The organism is Halopseudomonas pelagia CL-AP6 (genome assembly GCF_000410875.1).
GTDB classification, from domain to species: Bacteria; Pseudomonadota; Gammaproteobacteria; order Pseudomonadales; family Pseudomonadaceae; genus Halopseudomonas; species Halopseudomonas pelagia.
In genome coordinates, this window is record NZ_AROI01000016.1 from 177,502 (window position 1) to 194,087 (window position 16,586).

Here is a 16,586-nt window from a genome sequence, read left to right on the forward strand (position 1 = left end):
AACGGCCTCATGGCAGCATGAATCCGCTGACCAGCGCGCGCTGCTCCTGTTCGCCACGCTCAAACAGCCACAGCGTCACATCAATCCGTTTGACCGCAGGCAATACAACAGGCGCTTCGGGAACGTAGTCGGTAATCTCCACCCGATAGCCATAGCGAAACGGCCCCATGGTGGCATCACCACTGCGGTTGCCTGCACCGATCGGGCGCATCCCGGACTCGTACTCCGCCAACACGTTCTGCCCGGCCCAGTGCGCCAGCGTGCGCTCCTGGAGGTACAACGTGTTACGCGAATGATCAGAACCGCCCTTGATCAACGCCGCCAGCGCTACGGCCAGTATGGTCATCGCCACCAGTACTTCTAACAAGGTGAAGCCGTTATTCCGGGGGCGCATTCAATACCTCGATGGTGCCTTCCAGACTGATCTGGATATGCCGCTCCAGCGGCTTGCCGGGAACTCGCAAGGTAATCAGCGAGGGGGTCATTTCGCCGGTATTGCCCATCCGCACGTTGGGCTCCCAACCGGCCGTCTGTGGCAGCGCATGGCGTTCACCCTCCTGTTCATACTCCAGCTCGATCACGCCCGACTCTAACTGCCAGGGTCCCAACTGCTGATCGAGCATAGGCTGCCATTCCCGGGTGCTGTCATCCAGAATGACCAGTTCAAGAAAACTATAGCCATCACGCCGCAGCCCCAAAGCGCGCTCAGCATCCCCGGTAATCAGCAGTTCATCGCGAGCCAGCCGCAACACCCCGGCCAGGCGCTGCGTCTCAGTACGCAGCTGTCGCTCGGCACCATCACCGATAGACAACGTCGCCAGGCTGGCGACAATGCCGACCAATACCAGCACAACCAACAACTCCATCAGGGTAAAACCTGATGATGCTGTGCGGAATCTGGCAAATGGCCGGAGCATGCTCAGCGGTTCTCGTTCTGGTCCATGTCCCAGTTGCCGATATCGGCATTGGCTCCTTCACCGCCAGGCCGCCCATCGGCACCCAGGCTGTATAGGTCATACTCGCGGCCGTCGCGGCCGGGGCGCAGATACTGATACTCGTTACCCCAGGGATCTTTCTGCAGGCGATCAATGTAACCACCAGTACGATAATTGCGTGGTACGTCACCACTGGTAGGGATAGTTACCAGCGCGAACAAACCCTGCTCAGTAGTGGGATAGTTAAAGTTATCCAGCCTGTACAAATTCAGTGCACTCTCCAACGCGCGTATGTCGTTTTGCGCCTTGGTGGTCCGCGCCTGATCGGGACGATCCATCACTCGGGGTACCACGACCGCGGCAAGAATGCCGAGAATCACCACCACCACCATCACTTCGATCAGGGTAAAGCCGCGTTGTCTGCCCGACTGTCTAGTATTCAGCATGATCAGTTAACCAGTTGATTGAGTTCAAAAATCGGCAATAGTATGGCCAGTACGATAATCAATACCACGCCCCCCATTGCCAGTATCAGCAGCGGTTCGAAAACGCCCATCACTATCGCGATACGTGCTTCGAGCTCCCGCTCCTGGGTTTCGGCTGCCCGCTCAAGCATCTGGTCGAGCGTGCCGCTGCTCTCACCACTCTTGATCAGGCTCAATGTCATCGGCGGAAAATAGCCGCTCTGTTCCAGGGCGTGGCCAATACCAGACCCCTCACGCACCCGCTTGGCTGCATCCGTTACCGCATCACGCATGGGTACGTTAGTCATCACGCTAGCACTCATGTTCAACGCATCCAGCAGCGGCACGCCGCTGCCAGCGAGAATATTCAGCGTACGCGCAAAGCGCGCCGTGTTCAGCCCTCTTATCAGGCGTCCGAGCAAGGGCACGCGCAGTAACCAGGCATCCCAGCTGTAGCGAAATCCAGGCTTTTTCAGCATCTGCTTAAAGGCAAAAATACCGCCGATCAGTACGGCGAGCATCAGCACACCCCAGCTACGCAGGGCATCGCTGGTAGCAATCAGGGCGCGCGTCAGCCAGGGCAACTGCTGGTTCATGCCGGCAAACACCTGCACAACCTCTGGCACCACATACGTCAGCAGGGCAACGGTTACCAGCAAGGCGATAACGGTAAGAATCGCCGGGTAAAACATCGCCAGCTGAATTTTCTGACGCATCGCATTCTGCGCCTCGACGTTATCCGCCAGCCGCTCAAGCACCAGATCAAGACGCCCAGCCTGCTCCCCCGCTGCCAGGGTCGTACGGTAAATAGCGGGGAAAACCGAGGGAAATTCGCCCAACGCATGGGCCAGCGGCAAGCCCTCCATGACCCGGGTGCGGACCGCTGCAAGAGTCGATTTGACTTTCTGCGTCTCGCTCTGCCGAGCGACGGTGCCCAGCACTTCTTCTATCGGCATGCCAGCGCGCGCCAGCGTGGCCATCTGCCGGGTAGCCAAGGCCAACTCCAAAGGCTTAATGCGTTGCTGCAACACCGGCATCCGCATCACTGACTTGCGTTCGGCTACCTGGCTGACCGACATCGGCATCAGCCCCTTGTCGCGCAGCCGGCTGCGCACCTGGCGAGAAGAATCCCCTTCCTCGACGCCTTTGCGGGTGCGGCCGTTAGTATCCAATGCGACATATTCGTAGGCGGGCATGTTCAGTCCTCCCGGGTGACGCGCAGCACTTCTTCCAGGGTGGTCTGCCCGGCCAGCACCCGACGCAGTCCGTCATGGCGTATGCCTGTCTGCGCCAACCGCGCGTGGCGGATCATGGCTTGTTCACTGGCACCGTCGTGAATCAAGCCACGCAAGGTATCATCCACTTCAATCAGTTCATAAATACCGGTGCGACCTTTATAGCCATTGTTGTTGCATTCAGTGCAGCCGACCGCACTGTATAGTGTCGGCGCCTGGTCTTCACTGACGCCCATTAGCCGGCATTCGCTGGCCGACGCCGGGTGCGGTTTGCGACACGCGGGGCACAGGGTGCGTACCAGGCGCTGCGCCAATACACCGTTGAGCGTAGAAGACAACAGAAAGGGCTCCACCCCCATATCGCGCAAACGTGTAATCGCCCCCACCGCAGTGTTGGTGTGCAATGTGGAAAATACCAGGTGGCCGGTGAGGCTCGCCTGAATGGCAATCTGCACCGTCTCCACATCGCGAATCTCACCGACCATCACCACGTCGGGATCCTGACGCAGAATCGCCCGCAGGCCGCGTGCAAAGGTCATGTCGACCTTGGTGTTGATTTGCGTCTGACCGATGCCGTCGAGGTAATACTCGATCGGATCTTCCACCGTCAAAATGTTGCGGCTGCGGTCGTTGAGCTGCATCAGTGCTGAGTACAAGGTGGTGGTTTTACCCGAACCGGTGGGTCCTGTGACCAACACAATGCCGTGTGGTCGCGCGATCACCCTCTCCATGGCCTCGTAGTGGTCTTTGCCCATGCCCAACTGCCGCAATTCAAGGCGTCCGGCCTGCTTATCGAGCAGGCGTAGTACCACCCGTTCACCATGCCCAGAGGGCAAGGTGGACACTCGTACATCCACAGCACGACCCACCAGTTTCAAACCGATCCGGCCATCCTGAGGCAAGCGCTTTTCAGCGATATCCAGTTTCGCCATGACCTTGATCCGCGACACGATCACCGGTGCGAGGGCACGGGGAGGCTCAAGAATCTCGCGCAACACGCCATCCACCCGTAAACGAATAGACAGGCGATTTTCAAACGGCTCGATATGAATATCCGAAGCATTTTCTTTAACCGCTTCAGATAACAACGCGTTGATCAGGCGAATGATCGGCGCCTCGTCCTGGGACTCGAGCAGGTCTTCTGGCTCGGACAGCGACTGGGCCACCGACATTAGATCAGCATCTTCACTCAGACCTTCGACAAATTGCATGGCATCGTTGGCCGAGCGTTCATAGCGATCACGTAACCGCGCCGCAAAGGCGTCGTCATCCAATACCTGCGGCTTCAGCGGATAGCCGGCTCGGCGGCGCAATTCCAGCAGCGCCTGGGGGTCGCAATCGGCCCGCACATACACATCCAGATGACCATCATGCAACAAGCCCGGCACCACGCCGAAGCGCCGCGCGAAGCGATAACCGGTCTCTGCCTGCGGGCCAGGATCGGGAATCAGGCCACCCATCTCGCTATCGGTCATGCCCTGCCCCCTTATTTCGCTGCCTGCGGTGGCGGTGGAATGCTGGTCTTTGTTGGTACGCCACCACGGTAGGCATTTTCAAACGGCGGCGGCAGGCTCAGCAGATAGTTCCAGTCAGGTAGAACCGGACGGCTATCTGGCGGCAACAGGCCGCCCTTACGGTTCTGCTCGCGAACCTGTTGGTCGCGTATATAGGTGTATTTAGAGTGACTCAAGTCCTGCGACACGGCAGCATCGCGCACAATCACCGGCCGCAGGAAGACCATCAGATTGCGTTTTTCCATACGCGCGGTGTCATAACGGAACAGCCGCCCCAACCCCGGTATATCGCCCAGCCCAGGCACCTTGTCACGAGTCTCGACCAGCTGATCGTCGATCAGGCCACCCAGCACGATCAGATCATTGTCGTCGACCATCACATGGGTTTTCAGCGTGCGGGTGTTGGTAATCAGGTCGGCAGCCCCAGTTACGCTTTGGGCGATCTGCGAGACCTCCTGTTCAATCTCCAGGCGTACGGCATTGCCTTCGTTGATTTGCGGTTTGATTTTCAGCTTGATACCCACATCTTCGCGCTGAATAGTGTCAAACGCCTGCCCTGACGCTTCTACCGAGCGCCCCACAATAAAAGGTACGTTCTGGCCGACCACGATCTCGGCTTCTTCGTTATCCAGCGTCATCAGGCTCGGCGTTGACAGGATATTGCTTGAGCTGTCGCCCTGCAGCGCATTGATCAGCAGAGCAATCTGGGTACTGCCGATCCGACCAAAGCCGCCCAGCGTCATGCCGTCACTCAACGACGGCGGCGTAGTGACGCTGCCATCCAGAAAGGCACTGGCCGCCGCCGCAGTGCCGACGATCCCGTTGCCGCCACGGTTGAAGTTGATAATGCCCACTCCGCCATTTTCGCTGCCAATGCCCCATTGCACACCCAGCTCCTTGGCACGGTCGTAGGACACCTCGGCAATCACCGCTTCCACCAGTACCTGAGCACGGCGGATATCCAGCTTGCTAATGATTGAGGCCATATCGCGTGACAGCTCAGCAGGTCCGAAAATCACCACAGAGTTGGTGCTCTCATGCGCCTGAATCCGTACGGCAGACTGCTGGCCGACCCTGCTGCCACCGGACATGCTGCCGTCCGCACTCTGGGCCATGCTGTCCTCGACCTGGCGGCCCTCAGCGATGCCCCTCAGCACTTCAGCGACATCCTCGGCATTGGCATAGCGCAGATAATGGACCTGGGTCGCGCCCCCTTCGGCGGGCCGGTCCAACTGCTGAATAATGTCGCGAAGCGATCCACGATTAGACGGATCTCCGCGCAAGATGACGGTGTTAGTCCGCTGATCAGCGATCGCGCGTGCCCGTTTGGTAAAATCCTCACCCGGGGTCGGCGCGTCCAATGAGTCAACAATACGCACCACATCCAGCGCCGACGCATGCTGGAGCGGAATTATCTCGAACTCCTCCATGGACTCTAGATCGATACGCTCGATTAGGGCTTGGATACGCCGCACATTCGCTGCCGTATCGGCAATGATCAGACTATTGGACTCGGCTGCTGCAGCAAGATGCCCGCCCTTGGGTACCAATGGCCGAAGAATACGTACCAGTTGCCCGGCATTGATATGCTTGACGCCTATTACGTGGGTGATCACTTCATCCCCCCGGCTGCGGCCATCCAGCGATCCCACTTCATTTTCCTTCGCCTGCACTTCCGGCAGAATCCGCACCGTTCCTTGTTCGCCCGCTACCGCAGCGAATCCATAAGACTTGAGCACACCGAGAAACAGATCATAAAGCTCACCGCGCTTGACCGGCGTGCCCGACACCACATTAACCTGACCGCGAACCCGCGGATCCACGATAAAATTAATCCCGGTTTCCTGGCTGACAATTTCGATCAGCCCGTTGATTTCGGCATCACGCAGATTGAGCACCAGCTCCTCGTTCGGATCACCGGCAGTCTGGGTCTGCGCATGCACTGACGCACTCAGCAGGCTGAGCCCCAGAAGCAAAGGGAGGGTACAGCGGGCAATTTGGGACAACATCGGCATCGTGTATCAATCCATCGTTATCGTTATAGTCATCGGCTCACCGTTTCTTTCCAGCGTCAGGCTGACCCTATCGCCCGTCAGCTCCTGAAGGATGTCGCGGTAATCATTAATCTCGGAAACGGGCGTGCCCTCGACCGAGGTCACCACATCACCAGCCTGCAGGCCGGCAGCTTCAAATTCACGGGCATTACGCGCCGGACTAACCTCCAGACCGTACATGGCCCCGTCGATCATGACCGGGCTGGCAGATACCACTTGCAGAAAACGTTGTGGGTCATTCATCCAGGTTTCACGATCAATCCGTGCCACGCCGCCGTCAGACGCCAACGTCATACTGGTATCAACCTGGGGTAAATTGGCGGTACGCCGCGAAGGCGCTGGCGCACCGGAAGACAACGGCCGCCGCTGCAAACGCAAGGTTTCAAGTTTGCCATCACGGGCCAGAATCACCCGATCGGCCAGCACCTGCTCAAGACGCACGCTACCGGGCAGCTCAGCACCCACCCGGTAATATTTTTCTGGCTGGCCCTGGGGCGCCAGAATTGCGCCACTGCGCTCAGGATCCGGATCAGCCAACACCCCTTTAAGCACCCAGCTCAGAGAGGTGTCCGGCGCGTTGACGACCCTATTGGCCGTTGCCGCTGCCGATCCGAACACCGACAAAGCAGCCACATCTTCATAGTCACGCACGCGCACGCCTTCAGAGCCGCCAGCCACGGGGTCAAAGCGGCTAGCGTCAGCAGCAGGCAAAACGCTTGAGGGTTCGACAATCATCCAGGTAAGACGCCCAAGCATAACCACCACTACCGCCATCAGTAGCAGGGTAATGAGTCTTACAACAGGCTCGATTGACAATCGGGGGTCCAGGGGCATGCATTCTCCGGGGCAAAGACGGTGGGCTGTACACAGCAGCCAGGCCAAGCACTGACATCCTACTGACCATTCTTTGCAAAATTATTGTTATAGGTCTGAAACAAGCGAAACAGACGAATTGATTGTCACGAAATTGCTCTGCCGCGACAACCCCCTAACGGGTTAAAGCATTTCTTTCACCTATTTTGCTGATCGTTCGCCACAAACTCACCGCAAAAACCCACCCATTTGGGTGAGTTCCGCGACACAGTCATCCATGCAATCAATGCTGGCTTATCCATGGCCACAAAACCCGCACCTGTTTGCTTGCCGCACGCTGTATTTGAAGCTTTACTCTAATCCAGCAATGCCAGCTCCAAACGGTCTTACCCCAATAAAAACAATTTTTGGCCTTGCCTGTCAGGAGAATAAGAATGATAGCGTTGAAGAGAACGGCGTATTTAAGTGTCGCGATCAGTACGATAGTGCTCACTGGTTGCCTGAGCGGTGGTGGTGGCGGCGGTAGCGATGATGCTGACGCGGGATTTGTCTGCGAAACTCAGGGTGACACCGCAGATGGTGCGCGCGAACAGCAATTCAGAATAGACAACTGCGATTTTAGAATTACTGACGAAGATCTAAAAGCGGCTGAATTCTCCTCACTTGCTGGCTATGAAAGTGCTACGCAACGTTCAGGCGTATTGAACGATGCTTTGTACCGAATCGAAGTCCCAGAAAACTGGAATGGCCAACTGGTAATGTGGGCTCATGGGTTCAGGGGCGGAGAAGGAACCAGCCTGACCGTTGATAATCCGCCGAACCGCGAGCAGCTCCTGGAACTGGGATACGCTTGGGCAGCCTCCTCTTACAGAGCAAATTATTACGATGTGAAGGTCGGTGTTGAAGATACAAATCGACTTGCTCTGAATTTTAGCGACATTACCGGACTGGCTGAACCCACCAAGTTTCTCATTGCAGGCTACTCGATGGGCGGGCATGTCACCGGAGCCGCAATCGAACCTGAGAATCGTCAGGTTCTGGCTGAAGCCGACCTTGATGTCAATTACTCTGCCGCCATGCCCATGTGCGGAGTAATGGGTGATACAACCCTCTTCGATTACTTTGGCGCCTACAACCTTGCTCTTTTTGAGCTAGGTGGAGATGGCGCTGACATCTTCCCGGCTGACGACGTTGCGACCAAATTGGCCACCGCGCGCAGCAATCTTTGGATTGATTACGACGCAAACCCCAATGCAAACGGTTTACAGGGCAGTGGATTCGTTCTCTACCAGATTTTGCAAAATTTATCCGGCGGCGAGCGTCCAGTATATCCTTTCGGCTTCGGTGGCTATCAAGAGACATTACAAGATCTCGCTGATAGCGATGGGACAATAGACGGCATCCTTACCGACCAAGGTGTCGACACAAGCTATATAACGTATCGCTTCGAGTCAGACCAATTACAACCAAACCTACCCGAGACGCCCTATTCTGCCGGGCAAACCCAGCAAGAGCTCTTTGTAAACGCCAGCATATATAGAGCAGTACCTGAACCCGACGCAAATGGACCACGCGGCATTGGGGAGTTGCGCTGGATACCCAAGATCAATGGGGAGTTCACTATTCCGGTACTTACACTGCATAATCTGGGTGATCTGTTTGTGCCCTTCAGCATGCAGCAAATCTATCGTCAGAGGGCTATCAATAACGGCAATCCCAACTTGTTAGTTCAGAGAGCTATACGCTCGGTTGTTCACTGCGAGTTCACAACAGCTGAGGTTGAGGAAGCTTTCACCGATCTCGTTGCCTGGGAACAGAATATTGCTGCTATCCCTGCGGGGGATGACGTTCTTGACGCTGCGGCGGTAGCTGAGGACGACTTTGGTTGCGCATTCACCCGTGGCGATCGCTTAGTGATGCAAGGACTACCGACTTGCGCGTCGTTTCAAGTGCCTTTGTAATGATCGACCACCTTCGCAATAGAAGGTAATAAACAGGCCTGACACGCTCCGCGTGTCAGGCCTGTTTTTCTTCCAGCGCCAGCACCTCTTGCACCTTGCGTTTCACGTTCGTGCGTTTCAGCGCTATTACATTTTCCTTTAATTCTTCGAGTTCTTCCCGCGGCAGTTCCTTCTCCACCTGAGCCTGTACATCCGCCAAAGCTGCTTTCGCCTTGCCGACCATCACCCCTGCCACCTTGACGATAGCCAAAGCTCTCTGCGGTCCTAGCACCAGTAAAGCGACCGTCAGTATGAGCACCCATTCGCTCAAGCCATTATCGAACATACAGCGGCCTCCCGATCAGGACACCAGCTCTTCTTTCTCGGCCTGGCGTTTCTGCGTGCTAAGTCCGGAATCGAGCGACAGCGCTTCGCTCGCCTCTTCACTTTCGCGTACCGCCTTCTTGAAACCACTCAAGGCCCCGCCCAGGTCACCGCCAATGGAGCGCAGCCGTTTGGTCCCGAACAGCAACATCACAATTACCAACACGATCAGCAAAGAGCCGATACTAACGCCACCAATACCCATGGGAATTCTCCATAAAAAGGGTCCCGCGCAGGATAGCTGCGCGGGATTAAAATGTAGATCTGCGGGATACCGACCGGCTCGCAGGAGCGGGTCGGCGTCCGATCAGCTGCCGATCACACCACCATCGTCCTTCCAGATCACCACGGTCGCGGAGCGCGGCGGGTACAGATTCAGGTTGCCATCTGGCCAGGAGCTGCGGTTGGTGCCGGCAGCCCACTCCGTGCCACTGGTCGTCGCGCCGGGGTGCTGCACGTTGATAAACAGTGTGCGCTGATCGGGCGTGGTGATGCAGCCAGTGATTTCCTGACCAATGGGTCCGGTCAGAAAGCGGCGCACCTCACCGGAGACCGGATCGGCAGCAAACATCTGGTTGTTCCCCATAATCTTGAACGCACCGGAGTTCTGCGAGCCTTCACCAACATCGGTCTGAATCCAGACACGGCTGTCCTTGTCGATCCACAGGCCATCGGGTGAACTCATGTAGGCATCTTCGGTTAGCACATTGCCGTTCATGTCACGACCTGACAGGTTGTCCGTTTTGTCATCTATGGTTAGCTTATCTTTATGAGCCTCTCCACCGTCCCCCGCCAGCAGGAATAGATCCCATTCAAACTGAGTTGCAGCCTGGTCGCCATCGGCTTCTGCCCAGCGCACAATCTGACCGTGTCTGTTTTGAGCGCGCGGATTAGCTCCACCATCACCCTCTGGAAGGCCGCTGTTATTGGTAAGCGTAAAGTAGACGTCGCCATTGTTGGGATCCACTGCGCCCCACTCGGGACGATCCATTGGCGTTGCGCCAACAGTGTTAGCGGCCAAACGGGTGTTAACTAGCACATCAGCCTGGCTGGTAAAGCCGTTGGTGTTGGTCAGGCCATTCTCGCCATAGACCAGCGGCAGCCATTCACCGCTGCCATCCGCGTTGAATTTGGCTACATAAAGAGTCCCGGTATCCAGTATGGAGCCGTTAGTAGTGGCCCGATTGTAGTTCTGTGCAGTGACGAATTTATAAATGTGCTGATAGGTGGAGTCATCACCGGAATAACAGACCACTGGGCTGCCTTCGACAGCCGGTGCAAAAACCACGCCTTCATGGGCAAAGCGCCCTAAGGCCGTGCGTTTCTGTGGTACCGCATCGGCGTTGAAGGGATCCACTTCGACCATCCAACCGAAACAGTTGGGTTCATTGCGGTAATCGCCGGTCGCATTAGCAGCCTTGATGCTGGCATCAAAACGCACATACTCATCGGCACCACTGTCAGCCAGCTCCCAGGCATAGCGGCCAGTGCCAGTGGCACTGGAGTTCACACCGTAGCGCGCATGCTCGCGCGGGTTGGCCTTGCCGCCATTGCGGAAGTAACCGGCCCAGTTTTCCTCGGAGAACATATAGGTGTTCCACGGTGTTACACCGTGAGCACAGTTGTTCAGCGTGCCACGGGTCATGGTCCCAGTCGGGCTGTGCAGTGTGCGAACGAAAGAGGTGCCTCGCACCGGGCCCTGGATAGCCATGGGCGTCAGAGCGGTGATGCGGCGATTGAGGTTGTCGGGCTGAATCTGCCACTCGTTATTGTTGCCCTTGATAATGCGGAAAATGCTGATGCCGTGAGCATTCATTTCTTTCAACACTTCGTCTGTATCGCGACGACGGTTGATAACTTCACCCTCGGCGTCAAGATCGTCGTAAATGCGCACGCCACCGGAACCCAGGTTCTGGCCGATAGAGTTCTCGTGCATATAGCGTGGCTCGACATACTCGTGGTTGATTACCAGCAGGCCATCCGTTGAACTACCTTCGTGCGGATCAGTCCCTTCGATGGGGAAAAAATGCATGCCATCGTGATGCGAGCCCACCTGGTCAGCCTGATCAGCACCAGTGTTATTGACGGAAAACGCAGGAAATGCGCCTGCTATCGGCGTACCCCAGGGCGCCAGAACATGGTAGCTGTAGCCCTCAGGCACAATAATCTCATCCGCTTCGCTAGTCGGAATCGCGGTAAATCCAAGCAGCGCGGCTGGTGCAGGTGCGGGCTCAGCCTCATCATCATCGCTACTGGAGCCGCTGTTACAGCCGACCAAACCGACGCCCATAAAACCGAGCGCCGCAGCACCCATGCTGCCTTTGAGCACATCACGGCGGGCCAAGCGGGCCTGAAGGATTGAAGCAAAAGTGGGGTTGAGCGAGTAATTGACCTGCGGCTCGTCACCCTCACCATGGTCAATAACGGTCATATGCGTACGTAGTTCTGTGGACATCCGGCTTTCCTCATCAGGTTTATTGGAATTGACCGATATATGATGAAAAAGGTAGATGACAGAAAGGCAGCAGAAAGATGAAGGTTGTGGTTAAATTTCGGTTAAAAAGAAAGTCGGAAATATGACGCCCCAACTCGTCGGCGCACGCTGCGAGCCGACATGCTTTTGCAACATGCGACAGATAGCCTGTGTTGCACACACCGTCCGGTAGCTCCAAGCATGCAAGCCAAGCGCCCCCTTGAAAAGGGTGAAACCATTCCCGACTTTCTATTACCGGCGCTGGAAGGCGTCCATCGACTGTTTTATGAGGTTTATTGTGGTCAGCCAACATTACTGCTGATAGCCGACCGAGCCGATCAATTGCCGCCAGCGAGCGATCTACCCGCTACGCTGCAGGCACTTGTCCTGCTGCGCAGTAGTGACAGCACGCAGAGCTCATTCTTGCCTACATTGCATGGCGCAGGTGCGCTGTGCGACAGGTTAATCGGCATTGATACTCCACGACCCTGCGCATTGCTGCTGACACCCCAGTTGCACTTGCACAGCCGGGTAGCACCGCTTTCGATCCCGAGCATCCATGAGGCCGCAGTAACGCTAGAGCAACAACAACAGCCGAACATCGTCAGCAATACCGCGCCCGTGCTGATGCTGCGCCATCTGCTGCCAGCCCAGACCTGCCAGCGATTGATCGCCGCCTGGGAAGCATCACACCACCCTAGCAGCATGGTCAGGCGCCAGAACGGAAAACAGATCTTGCAAGAAGACCATCGCTACAAACGCCGCCAGGATCATCAACTCAGTGATCCAGCACTCACCGGCATGCTGAACGAAGCACTTGGCCAAGAGCTGCTCCCAGCCCTGGCCCGCAGCTTCCATTACATAGCCAATCGCACCGAGGGCTACAAGATAGTCGCCTACCACGCTCACGAGGGCGGACACTTCGGCGCTCATCGAGACAACATATCGGCACAGACCCGGCACCGCCATTTTGCTCTGAGCATCAACCTGAGCGACGATTACGAAGGCGGCGAGTTGGCGTTTCCAGAGTTTGGCATGACGCGCTATCGCCCCCCGGGCGGCGGTGCAATAGTGTTTTCCAGTTCATTGCTGCACAAGGTCCATCCGGTGACAGCTGGCTGCCGGTACGCCGCACTGACGTTTCTCTGGAAAGACAGTTGAGCCAACATCTTCAGGAATCAGGCGAGCATGGCAGCGCAGTTAACCAGCGGTAATACGCTGCGCTAACGGCTCGAACTTCATTCAACGTAAACAATGACATAGGCATGTGGAGCCAACGCGGCGCTATCCAGATGTGGGACGAAAGCAGTATAGTAATGATTCTCAACAACACCTGCGAACGAGTAGCATATGCCCTGCACCCGCCCCTTCTCCACCCAGCCCCGCTGGCGTTTCACCCTGCTCGCCCTGGCCTTGATGCCCGCCGCCAGTAGCCTCGCGGCCGCACCCGCCACCCCACTGGAGCTACCCAGCCAGGCCATCACCGCAACCCGTGAGGACGACAGCAGCTACAGAGCCAAGACCGCCAGCACCGCGAGCAAAAGCGCTGTGCCTATCATGCAGGAAGCTCAGGCGGTGCAAGTGGTCACCGAACAGGTGATCGAGGACTATCAGGTGCAGTCGCTGGACGACGCGATGAAGTTCGTCAGCGGCATGACTCAGAGCAACACCCTGGCCGGCACCCAGGACGGCTTCGTCAAGCGTGGTTTCGGCAGCAACGCCGACGGCTCGATCCTGCGTGACGGCATCCGCTCCAGTCTGTCGCGCAACGTCAGCGCCACCACTGAGCGCGTGGAAGTACTCAAGGGCCCGGCCTCCCTGCTCTATGGCGCACTGGAACCCGGCGGCTTGATCAATGTAATCAGCAAGCAGCCTGAGTACCAGCGGCGCTCGCAGATCAGCGGCGAAACCAGCAGCGAGGGCGGCGGCAACCTCATGCTCGACACTACCGGCCCGCTGGGCGACAGCGGCTTCGCCTATCGCCTGATTGCCGAACGGCAGCACCAGGACTACTGGCGCAACTTCGGCACCGACAGCCATACCCTGGTCGCACCTTCTCTGAGCTGGAGCGGCGATGATCTGCGCATCACCCTGGCTTACGAGCACAAGGAGTACTCGACGCCGGTGGATCGTGGCACGGTGATCATCAACGGCAAACCGGCTAACAGCGAATACAACGCGCGCTTTAACGAGCGCTGGGCAAAAGCCGAAGGCACCAGTGAGCTGTTTACCGCCAAGGCCGAATACCAACTCAACCCAGACTGGCTAAGCCGCCTGACCTACGGCTGGAACAACGAGCGCTACGACTATGCCGAGGCACGGCCGGCCGCGCTTGACGCCACCACTGGCGCACTCAGCCGCCGCTCCGACGGCAGCGAACACGACAACCAGACCCAATACCTAGCCTGGGACTGGATTGGCAGCGCCAGCTTGTTCGGCCAACGTCATGACCTGCTGCTGGGCGCTGACACCGAGCGGGTCGACAATTTCCGCGGTGATACCTATCGCGGCCCAGCCGTTGGTGGCTTCAACATCTACCAACCGGTCTATGGCGGCCTGGGCGAACCTTCGGTGATCAGCAACGTGCAGAGCGACAGAAGCGATGACCTGCACTCAAGCTCGCTGTATGTGAAAGACAACTGGCACCTCAACGAGCAATGGATACTGGTGGCCGGCGGGCGTTACCAGCACTTTGAGCAACTGGTCGAGCAGGGCCGCGGCGACAACTATGTCAAGACCACTGACCGCCAGGACAACAGCTTTCTGCCGTTTGCCGGCCTGGTCTACCAGCTCAACCAACAGGTCTCGCTATACGGCAACTACAGCCGCTCGTTTGTGCCCAACGCCTCCGACACCGACAGCGGCCAGGCATTCGACCCGGAACAAGGCCGCAGTTATGAACTGGGCATCAAGCTCGACCTGAGCAACGCCATCACAGCCAGTGCAGCCCTGTTCGACATCGAGAAAGAGAACGTCGTGGTCGAGACCAACGGCATCAAACAAGCGGCCGGCAAGGTTGGCTCGCGAGGCGTTGAAGTCGATGTCAGCGGGCGCATCGCCGAGCGCTGGGAGCTGCTCGGCACCTATGCTTACACCGACACGGAAATTCTCGACGACCCGGCCAACCAGGGTAACGAACTGGTCAATGCCGCGCAGAATATCGCCAGCCTGTACCTGACCCACCATCTGGCGCTGCCCAGCGGCGCCGGACAATGGCGGGTGGGCGGCGGCGCGCGCTATGTCGGCGAACGTGCAGGGGATAACGCCAACAGCTTCTGGCTAGATAGCTACACCGTGACCGATGCGTTTATTAGCTGGGAAAGCCAGCTACTGGGCGACAAAACCCGCCTGCAGTTGAACGCGCGCAACCTGTTCAACCAGGAGTACTACCCCTCCAGCGGCGGCAACCTGCGCGTCGCCGCCGGCGAACCGCGCGAGCTGCGCCTGTCGGCCAGCGTTGAGTTCTAGGCGCATAACGGGCCAACGCCGGGTCATACCGGCGTTGTACTGACGATAGGGGCCGCGTGGTAAGATGTCGGCTACTTCAGACTCTCCGCGAGACGCTCAATATGCCAGACAATAGTCGGAACAGCCCCCGCCTGATCAAGAAGTACTCCAATCGGCGCCTGTACGATACCCACACCAGCAGCCACGTAACGCTGAGCGATCTCCGCCAGATGGTGATTGACGAGATACCTTTTCAGATAGTCGATGCCAAGAGTGGCGAGGATCTGACCCGCAGTATTCTGATGCAGATCATCCAAGAGGCGGAAAGCGATGGCGAGCCGATCTTCTCCAGCGACATGCTCAAAGGCATCATCCGCTTCTACGGGCCGTTTCAGGGCATGCTCGGCAGCTACCTGGAAAAGAGCATAGAGACCGTCATCGACATCCAGACCCAGAACGGTGTGCAATCATCCCAAGCTTGGACCGAGTTCATGCACAAGCAGATGCCGGTAATGCAGGATCTGATGAACCAGTATGTCGAACAATCAAAGAAGCTTTACCTTAATACCCAGAACCTCTTCGGCCTGTTCGGTGGCATCCCGCCAAGCAAGCCGGACGCCAGCAACGAACGCAAAAAAGACGGCAATGGGGAATGATCCCCATCGCCATCTCATGCCCCGCAAGTAACTTGATTTACTTGCGTGAACCGCCCGCAGCCTTGCCGGCCTCGCGGGTAGCCTGACCGGCCGCCGAAGCCGCCGCAGCAATACCATTCTCGGCGATTTCCGCTGCCTGCTTGGCCGCCTTTTGCGCACTTTCGTAGACGCTGCCAACACTTGCCAGCGTCGACTTGAGCACCGCCGCCACTGGCTCGGTGCCGGCAGGTGCATTCTTGGCTATCTCCTCCACCAGTTCCTGTACCTGCTTGGCACTTGCCTCTACCTGACGCTCAGCAAGCTTGGCAATTTCCGATTGGGTGCCGGACATCAGTTCATACACCTGACGATTGAACTCCAGCAAGCGCTCGGTCTGAACCGAGGGCTGGGTGAAAGACGTCTGCCACTCGGCGAAAGACTGCGGGTCACGCACCGACAGCAGCTTGCTGATGCTGCCGAATTGATCATCGCTCGAGGCACGCAGCGTTTTGAATTGCAACTGACTAAGCTGCTCGACCCCTTCGAAGACCTTGCTGCTGATCTGTTGCAATAGGTCGAGGTTGGCTTGCTGAGCGCTTTGCAGTTTTTCTGTATCGAGAAAAGACATGGTTGATATCTCCTGGCAATGGGAAGATCAATAAAGGACCTGACTCCAGTTTTCCAGATCAAAG

15 protein-coding genes are annotated in these 16,586 nt (G+C 57.3%); 4 read left to right on the top strand and 11 right to left on the bottom strand.

Annotation, left to right across the window (positions count from 1 at the left end; translation table 11 throughout):
- Positions 1 to 7: 7 nt before the first annotated feature.
- The 7 genes from gspI to gspC are packed head-to-tail and all read right to left on the bottom strand — an operon-like array spanning position 8 to position 7,036.
- On the bottom strand, positions 8 to 394 hold the full coding sequence (gspI, locus tag K787_RS0113675) for a type II secretion system minor pseudopilin GspI (RefSeq protein ID WP_022963368.1): 387 nt from the start codon (positions 392 to 394) through the stop codon (positions 8 to 10).
- A complete protein-coding gene (locus K787_RS24350; RefSeq protein ID WP_022963369.1) occupies positions 378 to 917 on the bottom strand; it encodes a pilus assembly FimT family protein in 540 nt (179 codons plus the stop codon). Before K787_RS24350 ends, gspI begins: the two co-directional genes overlap by 17 nt.
- 2 nt (positions 918 to 919) lie before the next feature.
- Positions 920 to 1,381, bottom strand: coding sequence for a type II secretion system major pseudopilin GspG (gene gspG / locus K787_RS0113685; RefSeq protein WP_022963370.1), 462 nt, complete (start codon positions 1,379 to 1,381; stop codon positions 920 to 922).
- A 2-nt stretch (positions 1,382 to 1,383) separates the two neighbouring features.
- On the bottom strand, positions 1,384 to 2,595 hold the full coding sequence (gene gspF / locus K787_RS0113690; RefSeq protein ID WP_022963371.1) for a type II secretion system inner membrane protein GspF: 1,212 nt from the start codon (positions 2,593 to 2,595) through the stop codon (positions 1,384 to 1,386).
- Between the two features lie 2 nt (positions 2,596 to 2,597).
- Positions 2,598 to 4,109, bottom strand: a complete 1,512-nt coding sequence (gene gspE, locus K787_RS0113695) for a type II secretion system ATPase GspE (RefSeq protein WP_022963372.1) — start codon at positions 4,107 to 4,109, stop codon at positions 2,598 to 2,600.
- An 11-nt stretch (positions 4,110 to 4,120) separates the two neighbouring features.
- A complete protein-coding gene (gene gspD / locus K787_RS0113700) occupies positions 4,121 to 6,163 on the bottom strand; it encodes a type II secretion system secretin GspD (protein ID WP_022963373.1) in 2,043 nt (680 codons plus the stop codon).
- A 6-nt stretch (positions 6,164 to 6,169) separates the two neighbouring features.
- Positions 6,170 to 7,036, bottom strand: a complete 867-nt coding sequence (gene gspC, locus K787_RS0113705; protein WP_022963374.1) for a type II secretion system protein GspC — start codon at positions 7,034 to 7,036, stop codon at positions 6,170 to 6,172.
- Between the two features lie 413 nt (positions 7,037 to 7,449).
- On the opposite strand from gspC, the gene K787_RS23185 reads away from it, so the two are divergent.
- Positions 7,450 to 8,976 (top strand): hypothetical protein, encoded by a 1,527-nt coding sequence (locus K787_RS23185; RefSeq protein ID WP_022963375.1) that lies wholly within the window; start codon positions 7,450 to 7,452, stop codon positions 8,974 to 8,976.
- Positions 8,977 to 9,031: 55 nt separating this feature from the next.
- Here K787_RS23185 and K787_RS23190 read toward each other — a convergent pair whose 3' ends face one another.
- The 3 genes from K787_RS23190 to K787_RS0113725 all read right to left on the bottom strand — a co-directional run bounded on the left by K787_RS23190 (position 9,032) and on the right by K787_RS0113725 (position 11,794).
- Entirely contained in the window at positions 9,032 to 9,301 is a 270-nt protein-coding gene (locus tag K787_RS23190) for a Sec-independent protein translocase subunit TatA/TatB (protein ID WP_022963376.1), read from the bottom strand.
- A gap of 15 nt (positions 9,302 to 9,316) precedes the next feature.
- Positions 9,317 to 9,544, bottom strand: coding sequence for a twin-arginine translocase TatA/TatE family subunit (gene tatA / locus K787_RS0113720; RefSeq protein WP_022963377.1), 228 nt, complete (start codon positions 9,542 to 9,544; stop codon positions 9,317 to 9,319).
- A 102-nt stretch (positions 9,545 to 9,646) separates the two neighbouring features.
- Entirely contained in the window at positions 9,647 to 11,794 is a 2,148-nt protein-coding gene (locus K787_RS0113725) for a PhoX family protein (protein ID WP_022963378.1), read from the bottom strand.
- 219 nt (positions 11,795 to 12,013) lie between these two features.
- Here K787_RS0113725 and K787_RS0113730 point away from each other — a divergent pair, with 219 nt between their 5' ends.
- From K787_RS0113730 to phaR, 3 genes are all read left to right on the top strand, one after another.
- Positions 12,014 to 12,973, top strand: coding sequence for a 2OG-Fe(II) oxygenase (locus K787_RS0113730; protein WP_028614933.1), 960 nt, complete (start codon positions 12,014 to 12,016; stop codon positions 12,971 to 12,973).
- A 189-nt stretch (positions 12,974 to 13,162) separates the two neighbouring features.
- Positions 13,163 to 15,280 (top strand): TonB-dependent siderophore receptor, encoded by a 2,118-nt coding sequence (locus tag K787_RS0113735; protein WP_022963379.1) that lies wholly within the window; start codon positions 13,163 to 13,165, stop codon positions 15,278 to 15,280.
- Positions 15,281 to 15,381: 101 nt separating this feature from the next.
- Positions 15,382 to 15,915: a polyhydroxyalkanoate synthesis repressor PhaR gene (gene phaR, locus K787_RS0113740; protein WP_022963380.1), complete on the top strand. Its 534-nt coding sequence runs from the start codon at positions 15,382 to 15,384 to the stop codon at positions 15,913 to 15,915.
- A gap of 37 nt (positions 15,916 to 15,952) precedes the next feature.
- Here the strand turns inward: phaR and K787_RS0113745 are convergent, their stop codons facing one another.
- Complete coding sequence (locus K787_RS0113745; protein WP_022963381.1) at positions 15,953 to 16,522, bottom strand: phasin family protein; 570 nt, start codon at positions 16,520 to 16,522, stop codon at positions 15,953 to 15,955.
- Between the last annotated feature and the right edge of the window lie 64 nt (positions 16,523 to 16,586).

What these genes read in the sequence shown, in the direction of transcription:
- gspI (WP_022963368.1), bottom strand. Translation starts at nt 394, where the DNA reads ATGCGCCCCCGGAATAACGGCTTCACCTTGTTAGAAGTACTGGTGGCG.
- K787_RS24350 (WP_022963369.1), bottom strand. Translation starts at nt 917, where the DNA reads ATGCTCCGGCCATTTGCCAGATTCCGCACAGCATCATCAGGTTTTACC.
- gspG (WP_022963370.1), bottom strand. Translation starts at nt 1,381, where the DNA reads ATGCTGAATACTAGACAGTCGGGCAGACAACGCGGCTTTACCCTGATC.
- gspF (WP_022963371.1), bottom strand. Translation starts at nt 2,595, where the DNA reads ATGCCCGCCTACGAATATGTCGCATTGGATACTAACGGCCGCACCCGC.
- gspE (WP_022963372.1), bottom strand. Translation starts at nt 4,109, where the DNA reads ATGACCGATAGCGAGATGGGTGGCCTGATTCCCGATCCTGGCCCGCAG.
- gspD (WP_022963373.1), bottom strand. Translation starts at nt 6,163, where the DNA reads ATGCCGATGTTGTCCCAAATTGCCCGCTGTACCCTCCCTTTGCTTCTG.
- gspC (WP_022963374.1), bottom strand. Translation starts at nt 7,036, where the DNA reads ATGCCCCTGGACCCCCGATTGTCAATCGAGCCTGTTGTAAGACTCATT.
- K787_RS23185 (WP_022963375.1), top strand. Translation starts at nt 7,450, where the DNA reads ATGATAGCGTTGAAGAGAACGGCGTATTTAAGTGTCGCGATCAGTACG.
- K787_RS23190 (WP_022963376.1), bottom strand. Translation starts at nt 9,301, where the DNA reads ATGTTCGATAATGGCTTGAGCGAATGGGTGCTCATACTGACGGTCGCT.
- tatA (WP_022963377.1), bottom strand. Translation starts at nt 9,544, where the DNA reads ATGGGTATTGGTGGCGTTAGTATCGGCTCTTTGCTGATCGTGTTGGTA.
- K787_RS0113725 (WP_022963378.1), bottom strand. Translation starts at nt 11,794, where the DNA reads ATGTCCACAGAACTACGTACGCATATGACCGTTATTGACCATGGTGAG.
- K787_RS0113730 (WP_028614933.1), top strand. Translation starts at nt 12,014, where the DNA reads ATGCAAGCCAAGCGCCCCCTTGAAAAGGGTGAAACCATTCCCGACTTT.
- K787_RS0113735 (WP_022963379.1), top strand. Translation starts at nt 13,163, where the DNA reads ATGCCCTGCACCCGCCCCTTCTCCACCCAGCCCCGCTGGCGTTTCACC.
- phaR (WP_022963380.1), top strand. Translation starts at nt 15,382, where the DNA reads ATGCCAGACAATAGTCGGAACAGCCCCCGCCTGATCAAGAAGTACTCC.
- K787_RS0113745 (WP_022963381.1), bottom strand. Translation starts at nt 16,522, where the DNA reads ATGTCTTTTCTCGATACAGAAAAACTGCAAAGCGCTCAGCAAGCCAAC.